The sequence below is a fragment of the Neptuniibacter sp. genome, from assembly GCF_024231755.1.
GTDB lineage: Bacteria > Pseudomonadota > Gammaproteobacteria > Pseudomonadales > Balneatricaceae > Neptuniibacter.
Genome location: NZ_JAAEQH010000101.1, coordinates 1 through 16,854 on the forward strand (window position 1 = coordinate 1; position 16,854 = coordinate 16,854).

Consider the following 16,854-nt stretch of genomic DNA (forward strand, 5'->3'; position numbering starts at 1 on the left):
CCGAGAAACGAGAATAAAAACGAATCATTTACGAAGGTGACACTCCATGTCTCAGACAGAATTCGATGCTAAAGATTTTCGCCGCTCCCTATCTCAGTTCCCTACCGGGGTTACTGTTATTACAACCCTGGATGCGGATGGTAATCCTGTAGGGGTAACAGCAAGTAGCTTTAACTCCGTATCAATGGATCCTGCATTGGTTTTGTGGAGTATCGATAAAGGCGCCCACAGCCTATCTGCTTTCGAAAATGCAGAGTACTTTGCTGTAAACGTTCTTAACCGCGATCAGGTGAGTACGTCTAACAATTTTGCCAGCCGTGGCGAAGATAAGTTTGCCAACGCAAAATACTCCTCAGGTCTTGGCGGTGCTCCGGTTCTTGATGATTACGCAGCACAATTCGAATGTAAAACCTGGGCGGTTTATGAAGGTGGTGACCACCTTATTCTAGTCGGTCAGGTTGAACAGTACCGCTACAACGATGCAGCTGAACCTCTGGTATTTGCCCGCGGAAGTTACGCAGTTTCAGCTCAACATCCAGAGATGACTAACAAGCCATCTGCTACTACTGAAAATGGCGAAGGTGACTTTGTTCAGGATTACCTGCTTTATCTACTACGCGCGACATACCAGAATTTCAGCAACCAGCTTTACCCTCGCCTACAGGAAGAGTGTGGTATCACACCTGAAGAGTGGCGTATTCTGGCACGTATGATCGGCAATCCAGTGATTGCAACACATCAGCTTTCAGAGATGGTAATGCAGCCTGAAGTAGGCCTGAAGATCACTGCTGATCATATGGTTGGTAAAGGCATGGTTTCATACAGCAATGACAACACACTGCAGATCACAGAAAAAGGCTCTGAAATTGCCGCGAAAATGCAGCAGCTGGCATTGAAAGAGGAAGCAGAGCTGCTCAGTCACCTGAGTGATGACCAGAAAGTTGCCCTGAAGGACAACCTAAAATCTCTACTAGAAAAGCTTAACTAATACAGTCGTATCCAAGGGTGGTCAGGCCCACCCTACCGTTTTATCCCTTGAGGTTTACACCTTAGCTGCTGACGATTTCCTATGCAGCGTCAGCTTTCACAGGCGTTCAGAGATGAACGCCTTTTTTTTATTCAGGATTACGTTTGCCCATCATAATCACGATAAAGCTGATCACCTTATCTTTGTGCTGGTTGTAACCAGAACACATAATCTTAAGCACCCCACGATCAGGTTTAGACCGGGATGGTGTTACGGAGAGTATTTCCACCTCTGTTTTAATCGTATCCCCCGGCCTTACTGGCGCAAGAAAACGCAGTTCATCAATGCCAGGGCCACCCATACTAACCGTTTCAAATACGCGGGTCTGGATCATCATTCTGAAGCACAGGGATAAGGTCTGAAAGCCGCTGGCAATAACTCCACCATAAGGACCTTCTGCCGCATAGATAGCATCTATGTGGATTGGCTGAGGGTCATAGGTCAGCGCATAATCATGGATTTGCCCCTCTGTCAGGGTAAATCCAGGCGCAGCAAAAGTATCACCGGCCTTAAAATCATCCAAATAACGTTCCATAACTTACTCCTTACAATCCTCTTTATCTGCCTCACAACACTGATTAGCGGCCCAACGGGTTAATAGAAATGCACTTAGCGGCAGAATAATAAAACCAGACACCAGCGGGACAATTGTCTCGTTATAGGCAAAGCTAACAAGGGTTCCCAACACCACAGCGAGCAAAGTAGAAAGCACTCCCACAAAGCTTGATGCCAGACCCGCAATGTGCCCAAACGGCTCCATCGACAGCGCATTTAGATTACCAAACAACAAACCTACACCCATCAAAAGAACGAACAGGTAGGCCATCACAAACCAGAAAGGGGGAACCGCACCAATCCAGATGCATACCATTAGCGCCCCACTAGAAAGCAGCGCAGAACCTAACTGCGCCCCCATTACCAGAGGCTTCATGCCGAAGCGCAGTACCAGTTTAGAGTTAAGGAAATTTGAAGCACCAATTCCCATCGCCAGCACAGCGAAGTAGAACGGGAAGGCATCCCCCAAGCCGTACAGTTCCTGCAAGATCTGTTGAACCGAATTAAGGAAGCTCAGAAACGCACCAAACACCAAACCGAGTGAGACCACATAAGCCATCGCAACCTTATGCGTTGCGACCTCTTTGAAACTGTTTGCTAACTTCTGCCATGAGAATGGGTGTCGAGCTTCAGCCGGCAAACTCTCCGGCAGGCGCAACGCGAACCAAAATAGTACCAAGAGCGCCATTATCAGAAGAAAGACAAAGATCATTCTCCAATCGGAAATCATTAGAATGCCTTGCCCGATGATCGGAGCAACGATAGGAACCAGGATAAACACCGTCATAATCAACGACATTACCCGAGCCATCTGTGGACCTTTATGCTGATCCCGGACTATCGCTACAGTGACAATCCTTGGCCCAGCAGCGCCAAGGCCCTGGAACAATCGACCAATCAGCATCATCTCTAGGTCAGCGGCAAAAATACAGATCAGTGAGCCCACTATAAAAACAGCAAAACCCAGATAGATTGAAGGTTTTCGCCCTACTACATCAGAGAGAGGACCATATAACACCTGTCCTACGGCAACCCCAAGGAAGATTGTGGCTATTACCAGTTGTGTGTCGTTGGCATTTTCAACCTGAAGGTCACTGCCAATATAGGACAGTGCCGGTAGCATCACATCGATAGCCATTGCTACAAAACAGGTAACAAAAGCCATCATGGCTACAAACTCTGTAAAGCCAATTTTTTTATTCATTTATCGTTTTATCACAGCATGAACTTATTAAGGAACCTGCGAACAAGTTCCATACGACTCAGGCTCACAGAGCAATTGAAGTGCGCGGCAATAATTACAGGAATGGTTGCCTTCTGAAAATTATTAACAAAGCAATTCGATTGCTCTGTAAGCCCCGTAGGGTGGGCTTTATAACGGCCATCAGCTTTGTCAGTCAGTTTGAAAAGGTCTCGACATTTCACTGCACTGACCTTCGCGCATCTGGCCGTTCTATAGCCCACTGAGAAAGCATGGGACTTATTCACAGGTTCCTTAGTTCACATGTTAACAGTTGCATTATCTAAAGATAAGGAAACAAACTGATGCAGGATTTAACAATAAAGGCATTTCTTTATGGTACTTTCCACAAGACCAAAAGCTCAGGCCACAAGCATCCTAAGCTCGGGAGCCGGTACCATAGATCTCCATTGCATTCATTACGACCAGATAAGCATCCGGATCATGTTGTTCGACCAACTTACGAATTGGAACCAGCTGAGTTTTCTCAACAATCAGAAACAGAATCTCTTTCTCACCACCACTCTTCATACTGGTGGCTTTAACAACTGAGCCGGAAATTCCCATCTTCTGCTCAATAATTGGCTTTAAACGATCCGCTTTCCAGCAGGATATATGGACAACCTTAATATCTGAGGAGCCAGACACGATAAGATCCACCATCCTACCTGTTACAAAAACTGTTACCCCGCCAAGCATAGCCGCTTCGAAATCCTGAAATACCGCAGCCGATAGCAGAATAACCCCTGCATCCATTAAGAACAGACACTGCCCCAGACTGATGTTAAATCGGTCCGCAATCAGTCGTGCCAGGATACTCCAGCCCCCAGATGAAGAACCGGCTTTAAACATCAGTCCAATCCCCAGACCAATCATCAACCCGCCATAAAGCGCGTTGAGTAATCGGTTATCCCCAAGGTCCGGAAGATCCACAAGGAATGGAAGCGCATCGGTAAACACTGAGGTAAGCAATACAACCACCAGCGAGCGAATAAAGAGCGTTTTCCCCAAAAACCGATAACCCGCGATGACAAGGGGTGCATTAACCAAAAACAGGACAACACCCGGACTCACACCCAACGCATAATTGATCAATATTGCTATACCCGGAGGACCACCAGAAGGAATCTGACTGGGAACCAGAAACATAACTATGCCTAGCGCCAGACTTAAGGCCCCTGCCACTATCAGTAGGTACTCCCAGACAACCGTTAAACCCTTCATTTTTCCTCCCCGGTACATACCAGCTCTGTACGCTATAGCTAGCTTTCTAATACTACCTAACCTTCAGATCATAATTTGTAACAAGCGGTGACAAGTTGTGCGAAGTTGCATCTGATAGCCTGATTCATCACCCATCCATGACACCCAAAGAAGCAAAGCGATACCCTTAGATAGACATATATAGACCAATGTGTATCTTTTTGGTGCATAAATGACGTGCTATAAATCTGCTACAGTTAACATATAAATAAATATAAAAAAGATCCTGAAGAGCATATGAGGCAATGCTCTTAAGGTAGTTCAGGATTTCATTCCAATATGCTTAAGAGCCAAAATGCCATCTGGGTTTGCAGTGCAGATCTGGACACTATCCTGTGGAAGAACGCTGCAGCAGCAACACTCTGGGGAGCAGATGCGCAGTTTGATTCCCCATTGTTTTCTGACATCCAGAAAAAACAGATACAACGCTCTTCAGCAGATAACCGACCCTATCGACATGCCTTTTCCTATAACAAAGCGATACAGTTTGATTGTGAATTAACCGAGGATGGCTGCTATCTTTTCACGCAAAGCTATTCCTCCCTTCCCGGCATTTCGGAACTGATAGAAAATGCAAATGCAAAACACCTGGCGCTCTCTCTATATGACCAACTGGGAGAACTGATATCGCAATCAAAAATAGCCACAGAGGAAGCCAACCCTGCTGATTGTAGTTTTGAAGAACGCCTAGATAATGCTGAGACTGCTAAAACTGTATGGCAGAAAGTAAGTACTACGGGTCACTGCCACCAGTACCTACAGCTGAAAACCTTGCATGGATTCCAGTGGCGTTTCGCGGTTCTGGAAAAGAAATCTCTTTCTACAAAAGAATGGATTATCCAATTAACCGAATTTGATGCAGAAAGCTTCTTGCGACGGGAAAAAGACCTCGAGAGTACCCTTCATGAACAGGAAGTTATTTTTGAGAATGCAGGAACCGGTATTTGCTATATACGCGGAGATAAAAACCACAACCGAACAATGATGCGTTGTAACCAAAAATACGCCGAAATTTTTGGTTATGATGCAGCTGAAATGATCGGCCAATCAAGCCGAATTTTCTATAAAAACAGTCAAGATTACCGTGCTATCGGAGCCCAGGCCTACCCTGTACTGAATGCCGGGGAGCTCTTTACTAAACGCTGCCAGTTAAAGCGCAAAGATGGCTCTCTTTTCTGGGCTCAGCTACGTGGCAAACTCATTTCCAAAGAACGCCCTGAGCAGGGCTATATGTGGGTAATAGAGGATATTACTGATTATATTCATGCCAATCAGGCACTAGAAAAAATCCTCAATGAACAAAGACTTATCCTTGATTACGCCATGGTAGGCATCGTTTTCCTACGTGATCGACGAGTGACTCGCTGCAATAACCGCTTTGAAGAGATATTTGGCTACGCGTCAGGCGAACTGGATGGTGCCAGCTCAAGAACCTGGTACCTCACTGATGAAGATTGGGAAGACGCTGGTAATGCTTGCTATACCCCGTTGGTAAATGGCGAAGTCTTTCAGGATGAGATGCTGCTTGCGGGTAAAGACCAGCGTCCGATCTGGTGTGATGTCCGTAGTAAAGCGATCGACCCGACAGATCTATCCAAGGGTTCCATCTGGATCACAATGGATATAACCGAGCGAAAAGCCGCTGACGATGCTCTTCATAAAGCACACAATCAGTTGGAAAACCGGGTAGAGGAAAGAACCAAAGAGCTGGCATCTACAGTTAAAGAACTACACACTGAAATTGCTGAACGCAAAATTGCTGAGGAACGGGTGAAGCATATGGCGCTTCACGACTCACTTACCAGCCTACCTAACCGTGCCCTTATGGAGGAACGGCTTGAAGAATATATAGAACGGGCGGCACAGCAAAACTCTATTCTTGCGGTCATGTTTATCGATCTGGATCGTTTTAAGTTAATAAACGACTCATGGGGCCATAATGAAGGCGATCAGCTACTTATCGAGGTGGCTAATCGCCTGCGCGGAGTTATCACTGAAGCCCAGTTTGTTGCCCGTATCGGGGGGGATGAATTCGTTATTCTGCTTCCTGATCTGAATGACCAATCGCAGGCAAGAAACACCATCGATAAAATCCAGAACAGTTTCAGTAATGAGGTTCATCTAGCGCTGCAAGGCGTTTATGTTACCCCTAGTGTCGGTGTCTGCTTTTACCCACAGGATGGGCTGAATGGGATCGACCTGTTGAAGAAATCCGATGCGGCGATGTATCAGGCCAAAGAACAGGGCCGTAACTGCGTTCGCTTCTATGAAGAGAGTTTTGATGCCTACTCCAGAACCAAAGCTGAGTTGGGCAACGCTCTGTTTAAGGCATTGAAGAACGACAACTTTGAGCTACATTATCAACCCCAGGTTGATATTAAGAGTAACCAAGTAGTCGGAGCAGAAGCCCTGATCCGCTGGCATCATGAGGAACGAGGTTTAGTCTCCCCTGCTGAGTTTATTCCTTTGGCGGAAGAGACAGGCCTCATCGTTGAGTTAGGCGAATGGATCTTAGTTACAGCCTGCAAACAACTCGCAAAATGGCAGCAAGCAGGACTGAACCATATAACGCTTTCAGTAAATATTTCTGCGCTTCAGGTACAACAACCCAGCTTTGTACAGAACCTTGCCAAGATCATCGACACTTTTGAGATAGAGCCTTCACAGCTAGAGCTTGAACTGACTGAAAGTATTCTGATGAAAAATACCGAGGAGACAATAAAAACTCTGCTACAGATCCACGAATTCGGTATTAAAATCAGTGTTGATGATTTTGGTACCGGCTATTCCAGCCTCAGTTACCTGAAACAGCTACCTCTGGATAAGTTGAAAATCGATCGCTCCTTTGTAAATGACATCACCTCAGACCATGACGATGCCCTAATCTGTAGAACGATTGTTTCCATGGCGAAAAATCTCAACCTACAGGTCATTGCAGAAGGCGTAGAAAGAAAGGATCAACTTGATCTGCTCAAAGAATACGGCTGCGAAATGTATCAGGGGTTCCTGTTCTCAAAACCTGTGCCAGTAAAGGAAGTCACTAAACTAATAACCGCTTAATAACCCCCTCTCAAACTCTGGTTCTGGTTCTGGTTCTGGTTCTAGTTCTGCGAGCCTCTCATTAACTTATCCTGGATATATGAAAATTTGCATATATGATTTTTCATATATAAAATTTCCCGTATATCTTACTGGAGATTCAGCAATGTCCTCAATCAACCCTGTGCAGTTTTACAAATCTCTTGCCGACGAGATCAGACTAACGAGCCTAATGCTGATAGCCCAGGAAGGTGAGTTATGTGTATGTGAGCTCATGGCTGCACTTGACGAGTCACAGCCTAAAATCTCCCGTCATCTGGCACAACTAAGAAGCATAGGACTTCTTCAGGACCGCCGTCAGGGACAATGGGTTTACTACCGTTTACATCCCGATCTGGACAAATGGATGTATCAGGTACTACACACTACCCGGACAGAGAACAAACAGTTTCTTCTAGAGAGCGAACAGCGATTAAAAAGTATGAATTCACGGCCTGGAAAGTGCCAATAGCTTTGTATCAGTAACACGACCGCTCTAAATATCCCGGGGTTAAAATATGTCTGAAATTTTCACAGAATTCGCGGACTGGATCGATGTCGGCTTACTAGGATTGTCCAAAGAGACCAGTCCAGAAATTAATATGAGTTTTGGTGTGATGAGCACACCCGCGGTAGTGGTCAATGGTCAGCCAGTTCATAGCGGCCGTATTCCAACTCAAACAGAGGATAAATCATGGCTAGATTCCTTATTACCTGCCTATTGCTGTTAAGTAGTATCGCCTCAGCCCAACCTCTGGAATTGGTCACGGTTGATAAAAATATCTATGCCTTGATCGGACCGATGGAACAGCGCTCCGAAAACAATTTAGCCAACAACGCCAATTTTGGCTTTATCGTCACGCAAGAAGGTGTGGTTTTAGTTGATAGCGGAGGGACTTTGCTGGGAGCTAAAGCGATTGAACAGCAGATCAAAAGCGTTACCGATAAACCTGTGACACTGGTTATAAATACCGGGGGGCAGGATCACCGCTGGTTTGGAAACAGTTTTTTTATCAAGCAAGGCGCTAAAACTTTAACCTCTATACAGACCCAAGAAGATCAAGAAGCTCGCCGCACTGCTCAGATAGAATCTACCTCTGCCTATACGGGTTCGAGCTGGCAAGGTACGCAACCGGAAATAGCACGGGAAACCATTGAGCAAATCACAGAACTTAATATTGGCGGTGTAGATCTGGTGCTGATTCCGGTAGGAGCTGCTCATACCGGAGGCGAGACTCTGGTTTGGCTACCGAAACAAAAAATACTGTTCAGCGGTGATGTTGTTTATCTGGACCGGATGCTTGGAGTGGGCCCGCAATCTCAGCATCTTTCATGGTTAGAAGCTTTCAAAGTGATCCAGCAGTTAAACCCTGAAGTGATTATTCCAGGCCATGGCTATCCTGCCGATCTGGAAAAAGCGGAGCAAGATACTCTGGCCTATCTGACTTTTCTTCGTGAAGAGGTGGGTAAGCTTATTGAAGAAGGCCAAGATATGAGCGCTGTTAGCTCTATAGACCAAAGCCGTTTCAGTTATCTGAAGGTATATCAGGAAATTCATGGCCGAAACGCACAACGAGTTTTTGAAGAGATGGAGTGGGAATAGATGACCATTAAAGTAGGTATCAACGGTTTTGGCCGCATGGGTCGCCTGTCATTCAGGGCGGCATGGGACTGGCCTGAACTTGAGTTTATTCAGATTAACGATCCGGCTGGTAATGCTGAAACCCTGGCGCACCTGGTTAATTTTGATTCTGTGCACGGCCACTGGCACAACGAAGCGACATCAGAAGGCGATAACATCATTATCGACGGAAAGACGGTTGCCTGTACTCAGAACAAAAGCATTGAAGATACTGACTGGTCCGGTTGCGATATAGTGATTGATGCCTCAGGTAAGATGAAAAGCCAGGAACTGCTGGAAGCTTATCTTGATCAGGGCGTAAAGCGTGTTGTAGTAACTGCCCCTGTGAAAGAGGAAGGCGTACTGAATATCGTCATGGGTGTAAATCATCACCTCTACGATAAAGAGAAGTACCCAATTGTAACTGCAGCGTCATGCACTACTAACTGCCTTGCCCCTGTTGTTAAAGTGATTCATGAAAAGCTGGGGATCAAACACGGCTCCATGACCACTATTCATGACATCACCAACACGCAGACTATTCTGGATGCACCGCATAAGGATCTTCGTCGGGCTCGCGCCTGTGGCATGAGCCTGATCCCTACAACAACGGGTTCAGCCACAGCGATCACACATATCTTCCCAGAGCTTAAGGGCAAACTGAATGGTCATGCTGTTCGTGTTCCTCTGGCGAATGCCTCCATCACAGACTGTGTTTTTGAAGTGGAAAGAGAAACATCGGTTGAAGAGGTAAACGAGCTTCTTAAATCGGCATCCGAAAACGAGCTGAAAGATATTCTCGGTTTTGAAGAGAGACCGCTGGTTTCTATCGATTACAAAACAGACCCGCGCTCCAGCATTATCGATGCACCTTCAACTATGGTTGTGAACGGCACTCAGGTTAAGCTGTACCTCTGGTATGACAATGAGTGGGGTTACGCAAACCGCACCGTCGAATTAACCCGCATGATTGGTTTGATGGATCAGTAACTGGAATTCAAAGATGTTAGCGAGCCTTTCCCCCGAAATCAGACAGTATCTGATCGTAACAGGTAACTACTGGGCATTTACCCTGACTGATGGCGCCTTGCGTATGTTGGTGGTTCTGCATTTCCATCATCTAGGTTATAACCCACTGGAGATCGCCCTACTGTTCCTGTTCTATGAGATTTTTGGTGTGATCACCAATCTGATCGGTGGATGGCTCGGTGCCAGAATCGGCCTTAACAGGACCATGAATATTGGTCTGGCTTTGCAGGTTATCGCTTTATCAATGCTCCTGGTCCCCGCCGCTATGCTCACGGTACCTTGGGTGATGGCAGCGCAGGCCTTGTCTGGCATTGCCAAAGATCTGAACAAGATGAGTGCCAAGAGTTCGATCAAACTGCTGGTACCGGATTCCAATCAGAGTGGCCTATACAAGTGGGTTGCACTGCTGACCGGCTCCAAAAATGCCCTGAAAGGGGTTGGCTTTTTCCTCGGCGGTGCCCTGTTAACCCTGTTTAGTTTCCAGCTAGCTATTCTCATTATGGCAGCAGCCTTAGCCATAGTTTGGGTTGCCAGTTTAGTCCTGCTTAAAAAGGATATGGGTAAGGCTAAAAGCAAACCTAAGTTCAGCCAGATCTTTTCAAAAAACCGCTCGATCAACTACCTTTCTGCTGCGCGGATGTTTCTTTTTGGTTCAAGAGATGTCTGGTTTGTCGTCGCTTTACCCGTTTATCTGGCGAGCAGTTTCGGCTGGGATCACTGGTGGGTTGGCGGATTTCTTGCGTCATGGGTAATCGGTTACGGAATTGTTCAATCGATCGCACCGCGTATTACCGGTAAGAAGTCTGGAACCGCTCCAGATGGCAGAGCGGCTCTGTTCTGGGCAACAGCCCTCTGTTGCGTACCCGCTTTGATCGCAATCTGTTTTGAGTATGACTTTTACCCGAATGTCAGCTTACTGGCTGGGCTGATGATCTTTGGCATTATCTTCGCGCTAAACTCTTCTCTGCATAGTTATCTGATTGTCAGCTATGCCAAAGCTGATGGTGTTTCACTGGACGTTGGGTTCTATTATATGGCAAATGCCATGGGACGATTGATCGGTACGGTGCTATCAGGTTATCTGTTTCAGGTCGCGGGAATTGAGGCCTGCCTCTGGGTATCAGCCCTGTTTATTCTGATCACAGCGGTGATTTCAATTGGGTTACCCAAAGCGAAGTCTTTCGCGAGACAGTAAAATTATTGTGAAAGAATATCTTTCACAGACACTGGCTTACTGAAGCAAAACCCCTGCAGCGTATCACACTGCAAATCTTTCAGAATATCTGCCTGGGGATTGGTTTCAACACCTTCTGCTACCACTTTTAGCCCGAGACTATGCCCCATTGCAATCACAGCTTTTGTAATTGCCAGGTCATCTGTATCCAGAGTGATATCGTTGATTAGCATCCGGTCAATTTTGAGCGTATTAACATTAAAGCGCTTTAAGTAGGCAAGTGATGAGTAACCAATACCAAAATCATCAATAGCCAAACGTACTCCTGATGCGCGAATTTTCTCTAGCTGATTAGCTGATAACTCGGCCTCCTGAACCAGAAACGTTTCAGTTATTTCGAGTTCAATCTGCTCGTTTGGAAAACCACTAGCATCAATCAATTCAAGTAAACGGTCTAAATGCTCAGCCACTAATTGAGCACCGGAAATATTAATCGATAAAATGAAGTCGCTTCCTAGCTTTTCAACTAAGCCAGCGGTTGCCTTTAATGCAGTATCAACAACCCACTCCCCGATTGGGATAATCAACCCGGTTTGTTCCGCTATAGGAATAAAGTCCGCGGGGCTTATCATCCCTCTATCTGGAGAGAACCAGCGAATCAGGGCTTCCACACCTATAACCCTGCGGCTTTGAGCATCAACCTGAGTTTGATAAAACAACTGGAACTCATTTTGATTCAGGGCACGATGCAGGTCATTCTCTATGATGAAAGCCTGCTTAGCTTTCTGCCCAAAGATGGGCTCATAAAAACAAAAATCGTCCCCGCTCTTTTTTGCGTGGTACATTGCCGAATCAGCATTTTTCAGTAGGGTTTCTGCATCTTTTCCATCTTGAGGAAACATAGCTATCCCTATGCTTCCATCAATCTGAAACTCATGTGTTTGATAGGACAATGGCTGGGCAAGCGTGGATATAATGCTTAGTGCGATCTGCTCTGCCTTGTCGGCATCCTTAACCAAAATAACAAACTCATCACCACCAACCCGGGATAACAGAGCCATTTCCTGCAGCTGGTTTTTTAAACGATTTGCAATAATAGTGAGTACTTTATCACCCACAGGGTGTCCGAAAGTATCGTTTAGGTTTTTAAAACGATCCAAATCAAGAAAAAGCAAAGCGAAAGAAGCGTCAGCCTCCTCTGCGCCATTGATAGCTTGCTCGATCTGCAGGAAAAGGCTGGTTCGGTTGGACAGGCCTGTCAACGGATCATTGTAAGCCATAAACTCCAGCTGCTGCTGTTGATAGCTACGCTGCAGAATGATGCCGATTATATAAGCTCCCACAGCAAGCAGCTGTTTATGAAACTCTCTCGGCTCTCTTATTTCAAAAGAAGAAAGCGCAAAACTGCCTATCGAGCGCCCTTCAACATCCCGAACCGGAGTCGACCAACAAGCACACAAACCAAACTCCTGGAAAACCTCTCGCGTATCACCACAGCGTTCATCATTAAGAGCATCCACAACAAACACTTGCTCATTGCGATACACAGCATTACCACAGCTTCCACCTGTTGGCCCCGGAATTAACCCATTCAGTTTTTCCTGACCTTCCATAGGAACACTGGGCGCACACAATACATCCATACACCCTTGCTCCTGCTTCATCATTATTGACGAAACTGAATTGGGTAATAGGGCTTCAGCCATAGAACAAAGCTTAGAAAAGACTTCCTGCTCAGGGCGGTTTTTTGCCACCATTTCAAGAACGGAATGTTGTATATCAAGAATGGCTTGCTGTTCTTCCAAAGCCAACTGATAGCTGGGAACAGGGGAATGAAAAGCCTGTAAGTGTAGATTTGGTGTATTCATCGCTCTCCCCCGCTTTCAAATCATAATCGCTAATTTAGCAGTAGATCATTTAGAATACTAACAAAAAACTTCATATATGTTTTCGAAGTTTCTGCATACGGGTCACCTCCTCTTCAAGGAGTGTCCGCCGTAAAACTTTACCTACATTAGACTTTGGCAAATGTGATCGAAACTCCACAAGTTTGGGGACTTTGTAAGAGGTCAATCGCTCCCGACAGTAATCACGTAGCTGTTTAACTGACAAGCGATGATTAGAAGAAACGGCAAAGAGTTTGATAACCTGGCCGCAGGTTTCATCGGGCAACCCCACTACTGCACATTCAATAATATCCGGGTGGTTTGAGATCATGTTCTCTATTTCATTGGGATATACAGGGAAGCCAGAGATTTTGATGATGTCTTTTTTACGCTCGATAATCTTTAGGAAGCCATTCTCGGTAAAGCTACCTATATCGCCCGTCGCAAGCCATCCCTCTTTATCCGGCACCTGGTCATCACTGTTCCAATAGCGAGGCATCACCTGAGGCCCTCTGACATAAACTTCGCCAGACTCGCCAGGTCCCATCTCGTTGCCCAGCTCATCCACTATCCTGACTTCAGTATATGGCAATGGCTTACCCACTGTACCACTGCAGAAGCTGTCTGGATTATCCACTGCCACTACAGGTGAGGCTTCTGTCAGACCATAGCCCTGAATAATCGAACAACCCGTTATCCGTTGCCACTCCTCGCTTACTGACTGGGTTAGAGCCATACCGCCAGATAGAGTAAGTTTTAACTCAGTTAGATCAAGCTGACGGAAATTACTGTTCTGACAGAGAGAGACAAACAGCGTATTCAATCCAGAGAAAATACTGAACGGCCAACGTCCAAGCTCATTGACAAAACCACTGGTATCACGGGGATTAGTGATCAAAACAATATGTGCGCCATAAGCAGGGAGAAAGAGGCAATTAAACGTAAAAGAGTAGATATGGTATAGCGGTAGAGGCGCTATAGCGATCTCCTCACCAGGCACAAAAAAATCATTAAAACGCTCTCTGATCTGCAACAGATTCCCTAACAGGTTACGGTGCGTGATCAAAGCACCTTTGGGCACCCCTGTGGTGCCTACTGAATACTGAATCAGGGCAGGACTGTCTGGCCCTAATTCTACTTTCTTCAGAGAAGAATCCTCCCCCTGAATAAAAGCATCTCGAAGATTTACCGCACATTTCAATTTATAACGGGGAACGATTTTCCGGATGAATTTGGCGGCCAGATTGATAAACAAGCGCCTAGGAAGAGGATGCAGATCAGCCAACTGGGTCACCAGTACTAACTTCACGTCTGTACTAGGAACCACCTCCTCTAGCATTTTGGCATTGTTCGCCAGAATCACTACCGCTTTAACACCTGCATCATTGTACTGATGTATTGTCTCTGTAGCGGTATACAACGGGTTAGTGTTCACGATCACCAAGCCTGCTCTCCAGGCAGCCTGAACAATCACGGGGTACTGCAATACATTGGGTAGCTGGATCGCTATGCGATCCCCAGGTTCTAGTTGAGTACAGTTCTGTAGGTATGCGGCAAGGTGCTGTGCGTGTGTATCCAGTTCAGCATATGTCAGAGATGACCCCATGTTGGTACAAGCGGTTTTAAATGCGTAGTCACCACAATGTTCCGCCCAAAATCGGTCAGCTGTTTGATAATGATCAATGGACTGTTGTAACCGTGATAAACCCTGCTCTGTCTTATCCATCAGTTACACTCCATCCATTCAGCAACTTTGGCTATTGCGGTACACCGTTCACAAAAGTAACCAATTCACCTGGCTCCAGTTGCACCCAATGTTCGTTCTCAGTCAATGGCACTGTAGCAATCACAGTAACAATATCATTAGGGGTAGTTTCTTTAACAAAGTCCACCGTAACATCACAATCAGTCAGGCTGGCTTCACCAAAGGGAGCTTTGCGCGTTATCCAAGAGAGCTTGCTACCGCAAAAAGCAAATAGATGAGTTGATTCCGTGAGCAGCATATTAAATACCCCAAGCTCACGTAGCTCTTCTGCCCGTTCATGAATAAATGAAGACAGCTCAGAGAAATTATCCGGACGCTGAGGAAAGCGTTTACGGATTTCCCCAAGAATCCAGCAAAAGGCAAATTCACTATCCGTGGTGCCTACAGGGTGATAGAAAGAAAGCTGTTTATCAAAAAGCCTCTTATCAAGCTGACCATTATGAGCAAATGTCCACGTGTATCCCCACAGTTCACGCTGGAACGGATGAGTATTTTCCAGACAGATATCACCTACATTAGCCTGCCTGATATGGCTGACAACCACATGACTCTTGATCGGATGCTCTTTGACCAGATTAGCGATCTGAGAATTAACACTGGGATTTGGGTCATGAAAACAGCGGGCGCCTTTTCCTTCGTAGAAAGCGATCCCCCAACCATCTCTGTGTGGGCCGGTCCCCCCACCACGCTGCATCAAACCTGCAAAACTAAAACAGATATCCGTAGGCACATTGGCACTCATGCCCAGTAATTCACACATGGTCGATCATTACCTTATTACAAACTGCAGGTTACTGTATTTATTCAGATTTTGGGTCCAGAACAATCTTATCCGGCAGAGAATCTATCGCATCTGCCCCTGTTTCGATTTTACTGGCCTCATCGCTCAGGGATGAAAGCTCTTTCATACGACGCTCACCCAGGAAACACCCTTGAGGGTGAATAGACATCTGCTTGCTCTCAACAGTAGCACGAACCTGGCCACCGGAATCGATATGCAATTCATCACAGATCACCTCACCTTCGAGAAGACCGCAAACATCTACCGCGCGCGCTTTGATCAAGCCACGAACATGGCCTGCTTTGCCGATGGAAATACTATCCAGAGAAGCGATATTGCCTTCAAAGATACCATCAATGTGCATCTTTCCGACAATGCTCATATCACCACAAAACTTATTGCCTTCAGCAATTATTGTGATGGCAGACCGTGTTGCTGATTTAGAGGGTACATTTCTTTTAAGGATGCCCATTTAACGCCCTTTACCTTTGTGAACAAAGAGTCAAAATTTGTTATATCCCAGGAGAGAAAGGGTTCCGGGTCGATAGCCGTAAACAGGTGACGAATCTCATAATGTAGATGAGGTCCTGTCGACAAACCCGTATTACCGCTCAGCCCTATCAGTTGTCCTTTACTAACAAACTCTCCAACTTTCACTTTGACAGCGTCCAGGTGTGCAAAGTATGTCTTGAATCCGAAATTATGCTGCAAAATGATCAGTTTGCCAAAACCACTACTTTTGTTGTACCCACCAAATTCAACCACACCATCCGCTGTGGCATAAACTGGAGTGCCTCTATCCGCTTTAAAATCGATTCCATAATGCATCACTTTCTTCTTTCTAACGGGATGAAAGCGTTTACCGAAACTACCAGAAATTCGCTTGGCCTGAATAGGTACACCATTGGGCACTGTGTGCAGAAAAAATAGACGTTTGTTTGCCTCTATGGTCAACTCTTCGGCACGTTCAACGCTTAGCTCCCCGGCATGCTCTACACCCAGAAGATTCTCCAAACCATATAGAGAATTATCCAGTGAAGCATTTAATTCACCTATGCGGATATTCTCCTCATGCAGTTGGTCACGCTCCACTTTTAGTGAGCTTAAAGAGGTACTTAACTGCGCCAGCTCATCGTGATAAAGCTGCTGAGTACCAACTAATAGATCAAAGCTTTCACTCAGTTCCTGATGGTCCTCTTCCAAATCAGCGAGGTCATCGGTTTTCACCACCAGCAGAGCATTAGAAACAAAAAAACTTATAGCGGAGAGAAGTAAAAAAACAGGTAGCACAAATTTAGCTACCTGATTTAACGTGTATTGGCGGGAACCATGTACTGTGGTTAATGTAATAACCAGTTTATTTCTCAAGATAACACCTGTAACAACCGTTCGGCTCTTCCTAAGTTCTTACATGAAAATAAACAAAGAACCTGAA

Annotated in this window: 15 protein-coding genes; 7 read left to right on the plus strand and 8 right to left on the minus strand. The window is 45.8% G+C overall.

The genetic code is table 11. The features are described 5' to 3' along the window. Window positions 1-46: 46 nt before the first annotated feature. Window positions 47-988, plus strand: coding sequence for a flavin reductase (locus GY843_RS04450; protein ID WP_297306947.1), 942 nt, complete (start codon window positions 47-49; stop codon window positions 986-988). A gap of 127 nt (window positions 989-1,115) precedes the next feature. Here the strand turns inward: GY843_RS04450 and GY843_RS04455 are convergent, their stop codons facing one another. The 3 genes from GY843_RS04455 to GY843_RS04465 all read right to left on the minus strand — a co-directional run bounded on the left by GY843_RS04455 (window position 1,116) and on the right by GY843_RS04465 (window position 4,046). After that, window positions 1,116-1,562, minus strand: a complete 447-nt coding sequence (locus tag GY843_RS04455; RefSeq protein WP_297306949.1) for a MaoC family dehydratase — start codon at window positions 1,560-1,562, stop codon at window positions 1,116-1,118. 3 nt (window positions 1,563-1,565) lie between these two features. Continuing rightward, window positions 1,566-2,786 (minus strand): multidrug effflux MFS transporter, encoded by a 1,221-nt coding sequence (locus tag GY843_RS04460; RefSeq protein ID WP_297306951.1) that lies wholly within the window; start codon window positions 2,784-2,786, stop codon window positions 1,566-1,568. A gap of 414 nt (window positions 2,787-3,200) precedes the next feature. Further along, window positions 3,201-4,046 carry a YitT family protein gene (locus tag GY843_RS04465; RefSeq protein ID WP_297306953.1) on the minus strand — a complete coding sequence of 282 codons (846 nt, stop codon included), beginning with the start codon at window positions 4,044-4,046 and terminating at the stop codon, window positions 3,201-3,203. Window positions 4,047-4,364: 318 nt separating this feature from the next. Between GY843_RS04465 and GY843_RS04470 the strand changes: the two genes are divergently transcribed. From GY843_RS04470 to arsJ, 6 genes are all read left to right on the plus strand, one after another. Then, window positions 4,365-7,145 carry an EAL domain-containing protein gene (locus GY843_RS04470; protein WP_297306955.1) on the plus strand — a complete coding sequence of 927 codons (2,781 nt, stop codon included), beginning with the start codon at window positions 4,365-4,367 and terminating at the stop codon, window positions 7,143-7,145. Between the two features lie 154 nt (window positions 7,146-7,299). Further along, window positions 7,300-7,635, plus strand: coding sequence for a metalloregulator ArsR/SmtB family transcription factor (locus tag GY843_RS04475; protein WP_297306976.1), 336 nt, complete (start codon window positions 7,300-7,302; stop codon window positions 7,633-7,635). 46 nt (window positions 7,636-7,681) lie between these two features. Further along, on the plus strand, window positions 7,682-7,894 hold the full coding sequence (locus tag GY843_RS04480) for a thioredoxin family protein (RefSeq protein WP_297306957.1): 213 nt from the start codon (window positions 7,682-7,684) through the stop codon (window positions 7,892-7,894). Further along, window positions 7,858-8,766, plus strand: a complete 909-nt coding sequence (locus GY843_RS04485; RefSeq protein ID WP_297306958.1) for an MBL fold metallo-hydrolase — start codon at window positions 7,858-7,860, stop codon at window positions 8,764-8,766. The genes GY843_RS04480 and GY843_RS04485 overlap by 37 nt, the downstream gene beginning before the upstream one ends. Next, entirely contained in the window at window positions 8,767-9,774 is a 1,008-nt protein-coding gene (locus GY843_RS04490) for an ArsJ-associated glyceraldehyde-3-phosphate dehydrogenase (RefSeq protein WP_297306960.1), read from the plus strand. A 13-nt stretch (window positions 9,775-9,787) separates the two neighbouring features. Beyond that, window positions 9,788-11,008 carry an organoarsenical effux MFS transporter ArsJ gene (gene arsJ, locus GY843_RS04495; protein WP_297306963.1) on the plus strand — a complete coding sequence of 407 codons (1,221 nt, stop codon included), beginning with the start codon at window positions 9,788-9,790 and terminating at the stop codon, window positions 11,006-11,008. 2 nt (window positions 11,009-11,010) lie between these two features. Here the strand turns inward: arsJ and GY843_RS04500 are convergent, their stop codons facing one another. From GY843_RS04500 to GY843_RS04520, 5 genes are all read right to left on the minus strand, one after another. Beyond that, a complete protein-coding gene (locus GY843_RS04500; protein WP_297306965.1) occupies window positions 11,011-12,855 on the minus strand; it encodes a GGDEF domain-containing protein in 1,845 nt (614 codons plus the stop codon). A gap of 70 nt (window positions 12,856-12,925) precedes the next feature. After that, window positions 12,926-14,599: an AMP-binding protein gene (locus tag GY843_RS04505; protein ID WP_297306967.1), complete on the minus strand. Its 1,674-nt coding sequence runs from the start codon at window positions 14,597-14,599 to the stop codon at window positions 12,926-12,928. A 31-nt stretch (window positions 14,600-14,630) separates the two neighbouring features. Beyond that, window positions 14,631-15,398 carry a class II glutamine amidotransferase gene (locus tag GY843_RS04510; protein WP_297306970.1) on the minus strand — a complete coding sequence of 256 codons (768 nt, stop codon included), beginning with the start codon at window positions 15,396-15,398 and terminating at the stop codon, window positions 14,631-14,633. A gap of 40 nt (window positions 15,399-15,438) precedes the next feature. Further along, entirely contained in the window at window positions 15,439-15,801 is a 363-nt protein-coding gene (locus GY843_RS04515) for a polymer-forming cytoskeletal protein (protein WP_297306972.1), read from the minus strand. Window positions 15,802-15,830: 29 nt separating this feature from the next. Continuing rightward, window positions 15,831-16,787, minus strand: a complete 957-nt coding sequence (locus GY843_RS04520; RefSeq protein ID WP_297306974.1) for a M23 family metallopeptidase — start codon at window positions 16,785-16,787, stop codon at window positions 15,831-15,833. Between the last annotated feature and the right edge of the window lie 67 nt (window positions 16,788-16,854).